At 65.6% G+C, this 13788-nt stretch carries 11 protein-coding genes and 1 pseudogene; all 12 read left to right on the forward strand.

Going from position 1 to position 13788, the window contains the following annotated elements:
* On the forward strand, positions 1-1042 hold a 1042-nt coding region (locus I6F38_RS26170), incomplete at its 5' end, for a sensor histidine kinase (RefSeq protein ID WP_225162353.1).
* Between the two features lie 144 nt (positions 1043-1186).
* The gene (locus I6F38_RS26175; RefSeq protein WP_225162354.1) at positions 1187-1945 is read left to right on the forward strand and encodes a helix-turn-helix domain-containing protein; all 759 of its coding nucleotides are present in this window, start codon (positions 1187-1189) and stop codon (positions 1943-1945) included.
* A gap of 144 nt (positions 1946-2089) precedes the next feature.
* Complete coding sequence (locus I6F38_RS26180; protein WP_225162355.1) at positions 2090-3151, forward strand: acyl-CoA dehydrogenase; 1062 nt, start codon at positions 2090-2092, stop codon at positions 3149-3151.
* Positions 3148-4311 carry an acyl-CoA dehydrogenase family protein gene (locus tag I6F38_RS26185; RefSeq protein WP_225162356.1) on the forward strand — a complete coding sequence of 388 codons (1164 nt, stop codon included), beginning with the start codon at positions 3148-3150 and terminating at the stop codon, positions 4309-4311. The genes I6F38_RS26180 and I6F38_RS26185 overlap by 4 nt, the downstream gene beginning before the upstream one ends.
* 30 nt (positions 4312-4341) lie before the next feature.
* Positions 4342-5796, forward strand: coding sequence for a CoA-binding protein (locus I6F38_RS26190; RefSeq protein WP_225162357.1), 1455 nt, complete (start codon positions 4342-4344; stop codon positions 5794-5796).
* The gene (locus I6F38_RS26195) at positions 5793-6902 is read left to right on the forward strand and encodes an acyl-CoA dehydrogenase family protein (protein ID WP_225162358.1); all 1110 of its coding nucleotides are present in this window, start codon (positions 5793-5795) and stop codon (positions 6900-6902) included. Before I6F38_RS26190 ends, I6F38_RS26195 begins: the two co-directional genes overlap by 4 nt.
* An 11-nt stretch (positions 6903-6913) precedes the next feature.
* Positions 6914-8092 carry an acyl-CoA dehydrogenase family protein gene (locus I6F38_RS26200; protein ID WP_225162359.1) on the forward strand — a complete coding sequence of 393 codons (1179 nt, stop codon included), beginning with the start codon at positions 6914-6916 and terminating at the stop codon, positions 8090-8092.
* Between the two features lie 67 nt (positions 8093-8159).
* A pseudogene (locus I6F38_RS26205) lies at positions 8160-9376 on the forward strand (acetyl-CoA C-acyltransferase).
* A complete protein-coding gene (locus I6F38_RS26210) occupies positions 9373-9561 on the forward strand; it encodes a hypothetical protein (RefSeq protein ID WP_225162360.1) in 189 nt (62 codons plus the stop codon). Before I6F38_RS26205 ends, I6F38_RS26210 begins: the two are co-directional and overlap by 4 nt.
* On the forward strand, positions 9561-10655 hold the full coding sequence (locus I6F38_RS26215) for a 3-hydroxyacyl-CoA dehydrogenase (RefSeq protein ID WP_225162361.1): 1095 nt from the start codon (positions 9561-9563) through the stop codon (positions 10653-10655). Before I6F38_RS26210 ends, I6F38_RS26215 begins: the two co-directional genes overlap by 1 nt.
* 267 nt (positions 10656-10922) lie before the next feature.
* Entirely contained in the window at positions 10923-12353 is a 1431-nt protein-coding gene (locus I6F38_RS26220; protein ID WP_225162362.1) for an MFS transporter, read from the forward strand.
* A 7-nt stretch (positions 12354-12360) separates the two neighbouring features.
* Entirely contained in the window at positions 12361-13686 is a 1326-nt protein-coding gene (locus tag I6F38_RS26225) for an alpha-amylase family protein (RefSeq protein ID WP_225162363.1), read from the forward strand.
* The last annotated feature ends 102 nt before the right edge of the window (positions 13687-13788 follow it).

A 13788-nucleotide genomic window follows, 5' to 3' on the forward strand; every position in this document is an offset into this window, starting at 1 on the left:
CCCTCCGCCGCCTCCCCCGATCGGCGAAGATCCGCCTCCGCGAGAACGCCCGCTGCCTGCCGACGGCAAGGGTCCATACGACAACGCACTCCACTTTCGCATCTTGAACGTCGCGGTGTCCGGCACTCCTGTCACGATCGTGGCCTCCGCGCCGAGAGACGCGGTGCGCGGGCCATTGTGGGAAGCGATGCGCACGTTGGCCTTGTCGCTCGCGGTGCTCGGCATCGCATTGATCTTAGCGATGCTGATCCAGGTTCGTCTGGGGTTGCGTCCCCTCGAGCGACTTCGTCAGGCGGTCGCCGATGTAAGAGCTGGACTTCGCGACAACGTACCCGACGCACAGCCGGGCGAGGTGCAGCCATTGGCCACCGAACTGAATGCGCTGCTGGGTCAGAACGCCTCCAACCTGGAGCGGGCGCGCAAACACGTGTCGAATCTGGCGCACGGACTGAAGACGCCGCTTGCGACGCTGGCGGTCGCGCTGCAGAAGCAATCGTCAGGCTCAGAAGATCTGCACGGTCTCGTCGTCCTAATGGACCGGCGCATCCGGCATCATCTGGGCCGCGCCCGATCGGCCGCACTTGGCGGTCCGGTTCGGACAAGAACAGTAATCGCGCCACGCGTCGCGGATCTCGGCCTCGTCCTCGGCAAAGTGAACGCCGACAAGACGATCGATTTCGTCAATCATATACCGGCCGGCCTGGCGGTAGCCTGCGAACAGCAGGACGTCGACGAGATGCTGGGAAACGTGCTGGAGAACGCCTTCTCCTGGTGCCGCAGCAAGGTTGTCGTCGAATCTCGCGAGGAGACGCGAAGCGTCGTCCTCGTCGTCGAGGACGATGGACCGGGGCTCTCGCCGGAGCAGATGTCGCAGGCGGTGCAGGCCGGCCAAAGGCTCGACGAAAGCTCTCCAGGATTCGGCTTCGGGCTGTCGATCACACGGGAACTCGCCGAGCTTTACGCCGGATCCCTTAGCCTGGACCGGTCTCCACTCGGGGGACTTCGAGTGGCGATACGTCTGCCGTCCGCGGGGCTGGAGTGAGGGAAATCCGGGATGTCTGGTGCCGGTGACCGGCATCCGTTGCCGGCTGGTCGGGCGCACGGGCGCCAAGGGGAGTGGTGCCGGATCGCAAATACGTATATGGAGCAGCTTTCCACATACGAAGATCCATATCCGGAGGGTCCGATGGCGGATGCCGCGATCAAGTCGGCACGGCGCGTGTTCGAGATCATGGAATTTTTCGATCGGGCGCGTCGCCCGCTCGGCCTCAAGGCGATCTGCGACGAACTCCGCTACCCCGTCTCAAGCGGTGCGGCGATGCTGAAGAGTCTCGTGACGCTCGGCTATCTGGAGTACGACCGCAAGACGCAGACCTATCTGCCGACCATGCGGATCGCGGTACTGGGACGATGGGTGTCGGAGCAACTGTTCGGCGAGATCAGGATGCTGCCGCTGATGGAGGAGTTGCGCGAGCGTACCCGCGAAACGGTGATCGTGGGGACCCAGAGCGACATCAGCGCGCAATATGTGCATGTGCTCCGCTCGAACCAGGCGCTGGCCTATTCGGCCGAGCCGGGATCGCTGCGCCCGCTGGCGCGCTGCGGTGTCGGTCTGACCTTGCTCAGCAGCAAGTCGGACGAGGAGATCGACACGCTTGTCTACCGCAGCAATCATGCGGAGCCGGTGCGCAGCCACCGCGTGGCGCTGAAAGACGTGATGGCGAACGTCGCGCGCATCCGCAAGCAGGGCTACTTCTTCTCCCGCGGCATCTACAGTGAGGGCATCGGCGTGATTGCAATGCCGCTGCCGCAAGCGCCGTTCACCCGCAGCTTCGTCATCGCGCTTGGCGGGCCGGTGTACCGCCTCGAGCGGCATCTCGATCAGAACATCGCGGCACTGCTCGGGGCGATCCGTCGGTTCTTGCCGAAGAACGCAAAAGCCTGATCGTCTCGCACTTCCATGGATATGGAAGTGACCAACATGTTCATGTAGCGGATTGCGAGCCGCGTCCTCCCCGATCTAACTTGCCGGCGAATGACGAGCCGGTTCGCACATCGCCCGGCACAATCGCTCGGGAGGACAGGCGGCGTGGACTTTGCGCGGGGAGAAGGCGACGAGATCATCGCCGAGACGATCGGGCGCTTCGCGGCTGACGAACTGCGGCCCCGCCTTCGCGAGTTCGAGGCGGCGCGTGCGGTCAGCGAAAGCGTGCAAGAGCGCTTTGCCGCGCTGGGGTTCGAGGCGCTGGATGTCGCCGAGGACGCCGGCGGGGCCGGGCTCGGTCTGCTCGCTCGTGCCAGGATCAACCGTTTGCTCGCTGAAGCCGACGCCGGCGCCGCGCTTGCGCTGGACCGGTTCGCGCCGGCGATCTACGTGATCGAGACCTTCGGCGGGGTTGAAGCGGTAAAATCGCTTGCACTGAACCTCGGGCAGTCCGGCCTCCGCTTCGCCCTCGTGATGGATCCCGGTGCCGGGGATGTTGCCGATGCGCGCGTGGCAGGCCGGGTGGCCTGGATGCCCGCCGCCCGGGCCGATGTGCTTGTCGGTCTTGGTCCGCAGGGCGCATGGGTGTTGAACGAAGGTTTTGCGTTTGAGCCGGTCCGCGGCGCGGCCCTGCACGCCGCAGGCGCGAGCGGCGTCAAGTTTGACGGAGCGCCCGCTCTGGCGTGGCACGATCCGGTGCGTGCCGCGCACGCATTGGCGCGGATCAGGATTTATTACGCGTCGCTGATCTGGGGCGTCCTCTCCGATGCGGCCCGGTTTTCGCGCAGCTACGCGCTCGACCGTGTCGCGTTCGGCAAGCCGATCGCCCATCATCAGGCGCTCGCATTCCTGATCGTCGATATGTACGTCGCGGTCGAGCGGCTGGGGCTTCTGATCGAAGATGCGGCGATGGCGATCGATGCTGGCGAGGGCCGCGCCGTCGGTGCGGCGGCGGCTGCTTTCGTCGATGCCATCGAGGCGAGCCGCTTCGTCGGCCCGAATGGCGTTCAGATCCTCGGTGGCCACGGCTTCATGCGTGATTTTCCGGTCGAGAAGGCGATGCGGGACTGTCGTGCGCTCGGCCTGCTGGCGGGTGGATACGATGCCGCGCGCGAGCAGGCTGGCGCGGCGCTTGCGGCCACAATCTCGGAGAGGATCGCCGCGTGAACAATTTCAGCGCCGCGCTCAATGCGCATATCGAGCGGGTTCGGGAGTGGGGGCAGCGCGAGGTCCGGCCGGCCGGACTGGAGGCCGATCGCAACGGCGCGCCGTTGCCGCCCGATCATCCCTATTTCGCCCGGTATGTCGCCTTCCGGAAGACGCATCCCGCACCGGCCGAGGACGGCGCGGTGCCTGAAGGTCCCGCGGTTCGAATGGCTGCGATCAACGAGGAGAATGCCTATTGGGATCGCGGCATGGGTGTCGCCGCGCCGGGGCCGGGACTGCCGGCGCCGATCGTCACGGCCGCCGGCACGCCGGAGCAGCGCGAGCGCTTCTTTGGACCGTTCCGCGGCACCGACATCCCGCGCTGGGGCAGCTTCGCGCTGACGGAGCCGGGCGGAGGCTCCGACACGGCGGCGTTCCGTACCCGCGCGACGCGCACCGATCGCGGCTATCTGCTCAACGGCGCCAAATGCTTCATCGGCAATGCCGCGCGCGCCGACTGGGTGCTGGTGCAGGCCAATCTTGATCCCGACAAGGGTCGGGCCGGTCAGCGGTCGTTTTTCGTCGAGCGTGGCAACCGCGGCATGACCGGGATCAAGATCGAGAACAAGATGGGGCTCCGCGCCTATGAGTCGGTCTCGTTCATCCTCGAGGACTGCGAGGTCCCGCACGACAACATCCTGGGCGGCGAGCGGCCCGAACGGACGTCGAAGTCGAGCGCCTACGGCGCAACGATGGGGACGCTCAACACCACGCGCGTTGGCGTCGCAGCGAGTGCCGTCGGCCTGGCGCGCTCCGCCTGCGACGAGGCGTTGAATTTCGCCAAGCAGTCAGGCGCGTTCCGGTCGATACGGGTGCGCGACCGGCTGGAGGTGATGTACCGGCAGCTGCGCGCGGCCTGGCTCATGACACTGCGCGCGGCCTGGAAGGCCGACAACAGGATTCCCAACGTCGTGGACGCCTCGATGGCCAAGGTGTTTGCCGCCGAGACCGCCCAGGATCTCGCCGCTGCGGGCATGGAGATCGTCGGGCTTGAGGCGGGCGCCGGTCATCACCTCGTCGAGAAGCTGTTTCGCGATGCGAAGGCGCTGAACATCGTCGAGGGCACCGGACAGATCCAGCGCATCATCATGGCGAGGAATCTCGTCGGACTGCCGCGCTGACGCGATCCGAACATTTGCATGGATGGTCCCTTGAACAAAATTCTCCGACCCTTGGACGCGGCGTCGATTGCCGCGTTTCTTGCGCCCCGCTCGATCGCCGTCATCGGCGCCGCGCCCGCCGAACAGCGCTCGATCCGCGGCCTGTTGCTGCGGATGCTGCGCCGCGCCGGCTTCACCGGGCGGATTGCGCCGGTCAATCCGAGCTACCGCGAGGTCAACGGCTTGCCGTGCTATCCCGCGATCGCCGCGGTCGAGTTCCCGATCGACCTCGCCATCATTGCGCTCCCGGCGGAGCTGGTCTGCGACATCGTCGAGCAATGCGCCGCGGCCGGCGTTCGCTGGGCGATCGTCATTTCCTCGGGCTTTGCCGAAGAAAGCGCGGCGAAGGCCGAACGGCAGTTGCGGCTGTCGGAAATTGCGCGACGCACCGGGATCCGCATCTGCGGTCCGAACTGCGAGGGATTTTACAACGTGCGCGATCGCGTCGCAGCGACGTTCAGCTCGGCGGCAGAGCCCTTGCATCGCGGCCCGGCGCAGGACGCGGCGGCCGGCCGCGTTGCGATCGTGGCGCAGAGCGGTGGTCTCGGCTTCTCGCTGCTCAGTCGCGGACGCGCCGCCGGCCTCGAGATCGGCCATGTCGTCACGACGGGCAATGAGTGCGACCTCACCGCAGTCGACTTCATCGCGCATTTTGCCGACGATCCCGGCTGCGCCGCCATCATCGCCTACCTCGAGGAGATTCGCGACTTCGAGCGGTTCGCTGTCGCGGCGGCCAAGGCGCGTGCGGCAGGCAGGCCTGTGATCGCGATCAAGATCGGTCGGTCCGATGCCGGCCGTCGTGCGGCCGTCGCACACACCGCCAGCGACACGGGGGTGGCTGCGGATTTCGACGCGATGTTCGCAGCCACCGGCGTGATCGCGGTCGCCGATCCGGATGATGCGGTTGCAGCAGCGCTTGGATGCTTGACCAATCCGGTTGCCGCCGGGCGTCGCGTCGGCATTGTCACGACGGCGGGGGGCGCCGGAACCGTGCTGAGCGAATGTCTCACGGAAGCCGGCTTCAGCGTTCCTTTGTTGGATCACAAGCTGCAGGCACGGCTTCGACCGACGTTCCCCTCCTATGGCTCCGCCGCGAATCCGGTCGATGTCACCGCGCAAGGCATCTTCACGGGTGGCGTTCTTCAATCGCTCGAGCTGCTGCTTGACGGCGATGAAGTCGATTCCGTCGTACTGGCGCTGTCCCTGTCGAACGAACGCAGCGTCTCGCTCGACGTGGAGGCGCTCAGCGCGCTCCGCGCGCGCCGATCAAAGCCCGTCCTGATCTACAGCTACACCTTGCTGTCGCCCTTCGCACGCGAAGCGCTCTCGACTGCGGGGTTTGCGGTGTTCGAGCGGGCCTGGGACCTCGTCGTCGCGATGCGCGCGCTGAGCACAATCGGCGACGACCATGCGCGCGCAGTCGGCCGCGGAGCTATCGCATCATGATCAGCTTTGATGTCACCGACGAGCAAAGCCAGATCCGCGACATGCTCGTCGCGTTCGCCACGAACGAACTGGCGCCGCGGGCACGGCAAGCCGACGAAGCGTGTGCCGCGTCGGCCGATGTGCTCGACGAAGCGTGGTCCCTAGGGCTGGTTTCACTCGCGATTCCTGAGGCCTATGGTGGCAGCGGTGCGCCGCGCTCGGCGTTGACCGGCGCATTGATGTTGGAAGCGATGGGCTCCGGATGCACCGGGCTCGGCGGCACCGTCGTTGCGTCGTCGCTGTTCGTCAATCCGCTGATCGACCTCGGGTCGGAAGCGCAGAAGAAGCGTGACCTGCCGAAATTCTGCGGGAGCTTGCGCCGCGTGGCAACGCTAGCGTTGCACGAGAGTTCGCTTGCATTCGATCCGTCGCGGATCGCCACCTGGGCCGAACCGGATCGGGACGGTTGGCGGATCACCGGCGTCAAGCGGCTGGTACCTCTCGGCGAGGAGGCCGAGGATATGCTGGTGCTGGCGCGGGCATACGACGCGCCGGGCATCGACGGGATCAAGGCCTTCATCGTCCCTCCGCGTGCCCGGGGCGTCACGATTGTCCGCGAAAGCGGCACCATCGGGCTCACGCCGATGCGGTTTGCCCGGGTCGAGCTGGCCGGCGTGTCGATTCCGGCCGATGCGATCCTCGGCGAGGGCGATGGCGCGGATATCCGCCCCCTGCTGGCCAGCCTGCGCATCGGTGGTGCGGCGCTCGCCGTGGGGCTGGCGCGCGCGGTCACCGATTTCGCGATTCCGTACGCCAGGGAACGCGTTGCATTCGGCGAGCCGATCGCGAAGAAGCAGTCGATCGCCTTCATGCTCGCTGACATGCATATCGAGTGCGAAGCCATGCGCTGGCTGGTCTGGAAGGCCGCTGCCGCGTTCGACCGGGGAGTCGATGTTTCAAAAATGGCGGTCCTTGCGCAGGACTACGTCAACCGTCGCGCGATCAAGATCGCTGACGACGGGCTGCAGATATTCGGCGGCCACGGCTATATCCGCGATCTTCCGCTCGAGATGTGGCTGCGCAACGCGCGGATGCTGACCATCCACGGCGCGCTCGCGGTGGCATGAAGGGGCAGAGCATGGTGGACTTCACGCTTTCGGACAGCGATCGGGACATTCTTTCGGGAGTAGCCGAAGAGGCAAAGGTCAGCGAGAAATACGCGCGCCACTACGACGCGAACGAGGACGAAATCCTGCCGAAAGCGTTTGCGGAGGCTGCGGCGTTCCCCTCGTTGCTCGATCGGATGCGGCGTCGGCCCAGTGACGACACGCCATCCGTGATCATGCAGATGCTGATCAAGATCGAGCGCGAGGCGCACAACGGCGTGCCGTTGCGCCAGGCGCCATCGGCGCTTGGGAACGCGGCGCTGGGCGCGGCCGGCACGCCCGCCCAGCAGAAGCGGTGGGGGCATCTGATGCTGGCGATGTCGATCACCGAGCCGGGCGCCGGATCCGATACCAAGGCGATCCAGACGACCGCCGCACCCGACGGCGACGAGTGGGTGCTGAATGGCGACAAGATCTTCGTCACCAATGGGGTGCGATGCCACGGCACGATCGTCTGGGCGACCGTCAACAAGGCGGCCGGTCGCGGCGGCATCAAATCGTTCCTGGTGCTGAAGGGCACGCCCGGGTTCGAGCTGGTCCGCAAGGAAAAGAAGCTCGGGATTCGCAGCAGCGATACCGCGGCCTACGCGTTTCGCGATTGCCGCATCCCGCGCGACCATCTGATCGGTGGCGACGAGCGCGTGCCGCAAGGCGCGGACGAGGGCTCCGCCTCCTACAAAGGGGTGCTCAAGACGTTCAATATCACCCGTCCGACCGTTGCCGCGGGCGGGATCGGAAAGGCGTTCGGCGCTTTCCGGTATGCGCGGGATCAGCTGGCCGAGGAGGGAATCGCGGTCGACTGGGACCGCGGGCCGCACGCTCGGACCTCCACGAAGCAGACGCTGCTGGAGCTCGAGGCCGACATCGAGGCCGCGACGCTGACGGTACTGCGCGCGGCTTGGCTCGCGGCACGCGGCGAACCCAACAACCTCGAGGCGTCGGTCGCAAAGGCGAAGGGTGGCGAGCTCTGCCGCAGCGGTCCGCAGCGCGCGATGGAACTGCTGGGGGCAATGAGCCTCAGCCATGATCATCCGGTCGAGCAATTCCTGCGCGATGGCCGCATCACCGACATCTATGAGGGCACCGGCCAGATCCAGCGGCTGGTCATCGCGCGCGCCATCCTCGGATATTCGTCGGCCGAGCTCAGTTGAACGCAGCACGAAAGGCCAAAGCCCGGCACGGTCGATCGACGGAAATTTCCGGACAGGAGGAGTTTTGATGCGTGAAGCTGTGATCGTTTCGACGGCGCGGACGCCGATCGGCAAGGCCTATCGAGGCGCGTTCAACAATACGACGGCGCCGACGCTGGGTGGGCACGTCATTCGCGCAGTCGTCGAGCGCGTCGGGCTCGATCCTGCCGAGGTCGACGACGTGGTGATGGGCGCCGCGCAGCAGCAGGGGACCTCCGGCAACAACGTCGTCCGTCACGCCGCGCTGCGCGCCGGACTTCCCGACAGCGTCGCCGCAATGTCGATCGATCGCAAATGCTCGTCCGGTCTGATGGCAATCGCGACTGCCGCGAAGTACATCATCAATGACGGTGCACCGGTCGCGATCGGTGGCGGCCTGGAATCGATCAGCCTGGTGCAGAACGACAAGGTCAACCGTTACCGGGCGTGGGAGGATGGATCCTTCGCCATGCAACGGGCCTCACGAGCTCGATGATCGAGACGGCCGAGCTCGTCGCGGAACGTTACGGTGTCAGCCGCGAGGCGCAGGACGACTATGCCCTGCGGTCACAGCAGCGGACGGCGATAGCGCAAGCCGAAGGCCGCTTCGACCGGGAAATCGCACCGCTCAGGACCGAGATGACGGTCACGGATCACGCCAGCGGCGAAACCGCCGTCAGGGAGGTTACGCTGACGCGGGACGAAGGCAATCGTCCGCAAACCACCGTTGAGGATCTCGCCAAGCTCAAGCCCGTGTTCGCCGGTGGGCGCTTTGTCAAACAGGGGCGATTTGTCACCGCCGGAAACGCCTCGCAACTGTCCGACGGCGCTGCGGCGGTGCTCCTGATGGAAGCCGCGGAGGCGGAGCGGCGTGGCCTCGAGCCGCTCGGAGCCTATCGTGGCATGGCGGTCGCCGGCTGTGCACCGGAGGAGATGGGCATCGGCCCGGTCCTCGCGGTACCCAAGCTGCTCGAACGCAACGGGCTGCGGATCGACGATATCGACCTTTGGGAGCTGAACGAGGCGTTCGCATCGCAGCTGCTTTATTGCCGCGACCGGCTTAGCATTCCCGATGAGCGGCTCAACGTCTCGGGCGGCGCGATCGCGATCGGTCACCCCTATGGAATGACGGGCGCGCGCTGCGTCGGACATCTGATGCACGAGGGGAGGCGTCGCAAGGCCCGCTATGGCGTGGTGACGATGTGTTGCGCAGGCGGTATCGGCGCCGCCGGCCTGTTCGAGATCTTTCATGGAGGGACCGCATGAGCAAGCGCGAGGCCGATCTGTCGGAAGTGCAGCAGCACATCATCGCCGCAGAGCGCAGTGCGGCGCGGATCGATGGTGTGAGTGCCGATACGCCGAGGATCCCGATCAAGCGCGTCGGGATTCTCGGCGCCGGTACGATGGGGGGCGGCATCGCCATGAATTTCCTGTCGATCGGATTCCCGTGATGATCGTCGAGCGCGACCAGGCCGCGCTGGAGCGGGGTGTCGCCACGATCCGGCGAAACTACACGCGCGCCGCAAGCCGCGGCCGCCTCGCTGCGGACGACGTCGAGCGTGCGCTGGCATTGCTGACGCCGGGCCTCGTCATCGACGAGCTTGCCGATTGCGATCTCATCATCGAGGCCGCGTTTGAGAACATGGCGGTCAAGAAGGATGTGTTTCGCAAGCTCGATGCGATTGCAAGGCCGGGCGCCATCCTGGCGTCGAACACCAGCCGGCTCGATATCGACGCGATTGCCGCGGAGACGCGCCGACCCGAGGCGGTGATCGGGCTGCATTTCTTCTCGCCGGCGAATGTCATGCGGTTGCTCGAAATCGTGCGTGGGGCGAAGACGGGACCGTCGCAGCTTGCGACCGCAATGCACCTTGCCGGCCGGATCGGCAAGATCGCCGTCGTTTCCGGTGTCTGCCCGGGGTTCATCGGCAACCGCATGCTCGGACGGCGACAGGCGCAGGCCCAAAGGCTCATCCTCGAAGGAGCAAGGCCCTGGGATGTCGATCGCGTGCTGACCGCATTCGGGTTTCCGATGGGGCCGTTCCAGATGAGCGATCTGGCGGGCCTCGATCTCGGCTGGCGGCGCGAGACGTCGAAGGGCGAAAGCATTCGCGATCTGTTGTGTGAACGCGACCGACGCGGACAGAAGACCTCGAAGGGCTACTACGACTACGACGCCGAGCGTGTCGCGACGCCGTCGCCGGAAGTGGAGGCGCTGATTGCCGAGTTTGCACGGAGCCGCGGCTATCGTTCGCGTCGGGTCACGGACGAAGAAATTCTGGAGCGGCTGCTCTATCCGATGATCGACGAGGGCATGAAGATGCTCGATGAGGGTATCGCGCAGCGCGCGTCCGATATCGATGTGGTCTGGCTCAATGGCTACGGTTGGCCTGCGCGCACGGGAGGCCCGATGTTCTGGGCGGAACGCGTCGGGCTCGGCCGCATCGCCGCGCGTCTTCAGTTCCATGCCGAAAAGCTCGGTTCGGATGCCGCACTGTCGCCGCGGCTCGCACGCAGCGCCGCATCGGCTGGACATGCCAACTGACCGGCGGCGTATTTTCGTCGCGGGAGGAGCCCGGCGTCGAATTCGGTGAGAGCGTCGTTGCCGGTCTTCGCTTTCCGCGCCGGCAGCTATTTCCATATCCATGGAAGTGCGTATGCGTCCCGCGCGGATGAGGCGGATCGCGATCGGTGACGATAGGATCGATGCAATGGCCGGTGTCGGTCGCCAGGTTTGTGGCGCCCGATCGCAAGAGCCCGTCGTAACAACCGCGTGGGACGCAGCAGCCACGCCACAGGGGAAACGCTCCGGATGTCTGAGGATGTTATTGCCGTATCGCGACCCGTCGCGACCGCAAGCCCTGGCTCGCGCGCCCTGACGCTCAGCGCATGGTCATGGATCGGCTACGAGGCGACCCGGATCCCGTATCTGGTTCTGCTCAAGATCTACATTTTTGCGCCCTATGTCAGCAAGGTCATGATCGGCGATCCCGTGCTCGGACAAACGCTGTTTGCGCGATACGGCTTTGCTGCAGGTTTGGTCGGTGCCGTGACAGTGCCGTTTCTCGGCGCGTCGCTCGACCGGATGGGTCCGCGAAAGCCGTGGATCACGGCCTGCATCCTCATCTCGCTGCCGCTCTTGGTCAGCCTGTGGTGGGCGAAGCCGGACCGCAGCGGACTGTCGGTCGCTGCCGTGTTGGTCATCGTGATGGCGCTCAATCTGCTGTTCGTCTATTCCGAGATCCTGCATAACGCGATGCTGGGACCGGCGGTCGGGATGTCGCGGGTTGGCCGCTACTCGGGTGTCAGCCTGGGTATCGCAAATCTCGTGTCCGTCGCCATCATGACGTTCCTGTTGTGGGGATTTGCGCTTCCCGGGCAGTTGCACTGGTTCGGGATCCCCGACGAGCCGCTGTTTGGCTTCTCGCAGGCGAGCCACGAGATGGAGCGGTTGATCGGGCCTCTGATCGCGGCGCTCGCCTGCGCCGGCCTGTTCATGCTGCTTCGCTTCACCATCGACGCGCCGGCATCGGGCGAGAGCTTCGTGAGGGCGGTCCGCCTCGGCTCAAGGGACGTATTCGCCCTGATCGCCGGTCTGCGAAGGCAGCCAAACCTGCTGAAATTCCTGATCGCCCGCACCTTCTATGCCGACGGCTTTCACACCCTTATCATCTTCGAAGGCATCTATGCCTCGGGCGTGATGGGATGGCACGGCTTCAAGCTGCTGAGTTTTGCCGTCGTCAAGATCGCGTTCGCCGCTCTCGGCGGCTTGCTTGCGGCAGGCCTGAACGCGCGACTTGGCACGCGCCGCGCCATCATCGTCCAGATATCGATTACGGTCGTGCTGTTGGTCATGGTTCTCGGCACGACGCCGGACAGGATGATCTTCTTCTGGCCCCATGATCCGGCCGCGCCGCCGCTGTGGAACGGCCCGGTTTTTCGAACCCTGCCCGAAATCGTCTTCATGCTGCTGTCGGGATCGATGACGGCATTCGCGGTGGCCTCGATCGCGTCGGGGCGCGCCATGATCATTCAGATCGTACCGCCGATGCGCGTCGGCTCGTATTTCGGGCTGTTCGGCCTGACTGCCAGTACGACGGTCTGGATCGCACCGATGCTGGTTGGCATCCTGACGGCGCGCTTTCAGTCCCAGGCTGTCGGTCTCGTTCCGATCGCCGTGCTGTTGACGCTCGGCGCGATCGGCATGACCTTCGTCAAGGGTAGTGACCGGCTTGAGGAGTGAATACGGCTTGGAGGGTCGCGGGAGCAACTGGATCAAGCATGCCGTCTGGTGGCATGTGTACCCGCTCGGCTTCGTCGGCGCCGAACGGGAGGCCGGCGCGTGTGCCGGCATCGTGCATCGCCTTGACCACCTGGTGGGATGGCTCGATTACGCCGTCGATCTTGGCGCATCCGGTATCCTGCTGGGGCCGATCTTTGCCTCGTCGACCCACGGATACGACACTATCGATCACTTCCTGATCGACGGGCGGCTTGGGGACGATGCGGACTTCGATGCATTGGTCGCAGCAGCCCGTGGCCGTGGCCTGCGCATCATCCTGGATGGCGTGTTCAACCATTTCGGCCGTGAATCTCCACGCTTTCAGCGCGCTGTCGCCGGCGGCCCGCAATCGCCGGATGCCGCCTGGTTTCGCTTGACCTGGCCCCCGGACGGTCAGGCGCCCGATTGCGCGACCTTCGAGGGTCACCACCAGCTTGTGACGCTCAACCATGACGAGCCCGCGGTCGTCGATTATGTCATCCGCGTGATGAATCACTGGCTTGATCGCGGTGCCGATGGTTGGCGCCTCGACGCAGCCTATGCCGTCCCGCGGCAATTCTGGCGGCGCGTCCTGCCTGCGGTTCGCGCGCGGCATGCCGACGCCTACATTTTCGGCGAGGTGATCCACGGCGATTATACCGGATTCGTCGCCGAGACCGGCGTCGATGCCGTCACGCAATACGAGCTCTGGAAGGCGATCTGGAGCGCCCTGAACGATCGCAACTTGCATGAGCTCGCATGGGCGCTCGGGCGGCACAATGCGATGCTCGACCGCTTCGTGCCGCAGACGTTCATCGGCAATCACGACGTCACGCGGATCGCGAGCCGGCTTCTGGACGAACGGCATATCGCGCACGCGCTGGTCACCCTCATGACCTGTGGCGGCACGCCTTCGATCTACGCGGGGGATGAACAGGCGTTCCGCGGGATCAAGGAGCGTCGTGCCGGAGGTGACGACGCGATCCGTCCGACCTTTCCGGCGGCGCCAGCCGAACTGGCGCCATTCGGCTGGCCGGTCTACCGGCTCCATCAGGAGCTGATCGGACTGCGGCGGAGGCATCCATGGCTGCTCCGGGCGAAGTCCCATATGATCGAGCTTCGCAATTCCGACCTCGTCTTCGAAGCATTCGACGAAGGCAATCGGCTATGGGTTGCCCTGAACCTGGCCGACGCAGCGGTCGTACGCACCATCGACTCTGGCGTCGACAGACTCGCAGGGTCAGTTGCGGTGCGCAGGGCAGGCGCAAGGACCGAGCTCACGCTGCCGCCGCATGGGTGGGCTATCCTGGGCTAGCGGCAGCCGGCCAGGCGCGACTGGCTCCGGGCTTGTCGATCCCTCGCTGCCGCGGCGTAGGACACGCACAATGGATAATCCGGAAGGAGTAGTGGGCTCCCC

It is taken from the genome of Bradyrhizobium sp. BRP56, assembly GCF_020194035.1.
GTDB classification, from domain to species: domain Bacteria; phylum Pseudomonadota; class Alphaproteobacteria; order Rhizobiales; family Xanthobacteraceae; genus Bradyrhizobium; species Bradyrhizobium australafricanum.

Excerpts from the sequence above, each read along its gene's own strand:
- I6F38_RS26175 (WP_225162354.1), top strand. The coding sequence starts at position 1,187 with ATGGCGGATGCCGCGATCAAGTCGGCACGGCGCGTGTTCGAGATCATG.
- I6F38_RS26195 (WP_225162358.1), top strand. The coding sequence starts at position 5,793 with ATGATCAGCTTTGATGTCACCGACGAGCAAAGCCAGATCCGCGACATG.
- I6F38_RS26200 (WP_225162359.1), top strand. The coding sequence starts at position 6,914 with ATGGTGGACTTCACGCTTTCGGACAGCGATCGGGACATTCTTTCGGGA.
- I6F38_RS26210 (WP_225162360.1), top strand. The coding sequence starts at position 9,373 with ATGAGCAAGCGCGAGGCCGATCTGTCGGAAGTGCAGCAGCACATCATC.
- I6F38_RS26215 (WP_225162361.1), top strand. The coding sequence starts at position 9,561 with ATGATCGTCGAGCGCGACCAGGCCGCGCTGGAGCGGGGTGTCGCCACG.
- I6F38_RS26220 (WP_225162362.1), top strand. The coding sequence starts at position 10,923 with ATGTCTGAGGATGTTATTGCCGTATCGCGACCCGTCGCGACCGCAAGC.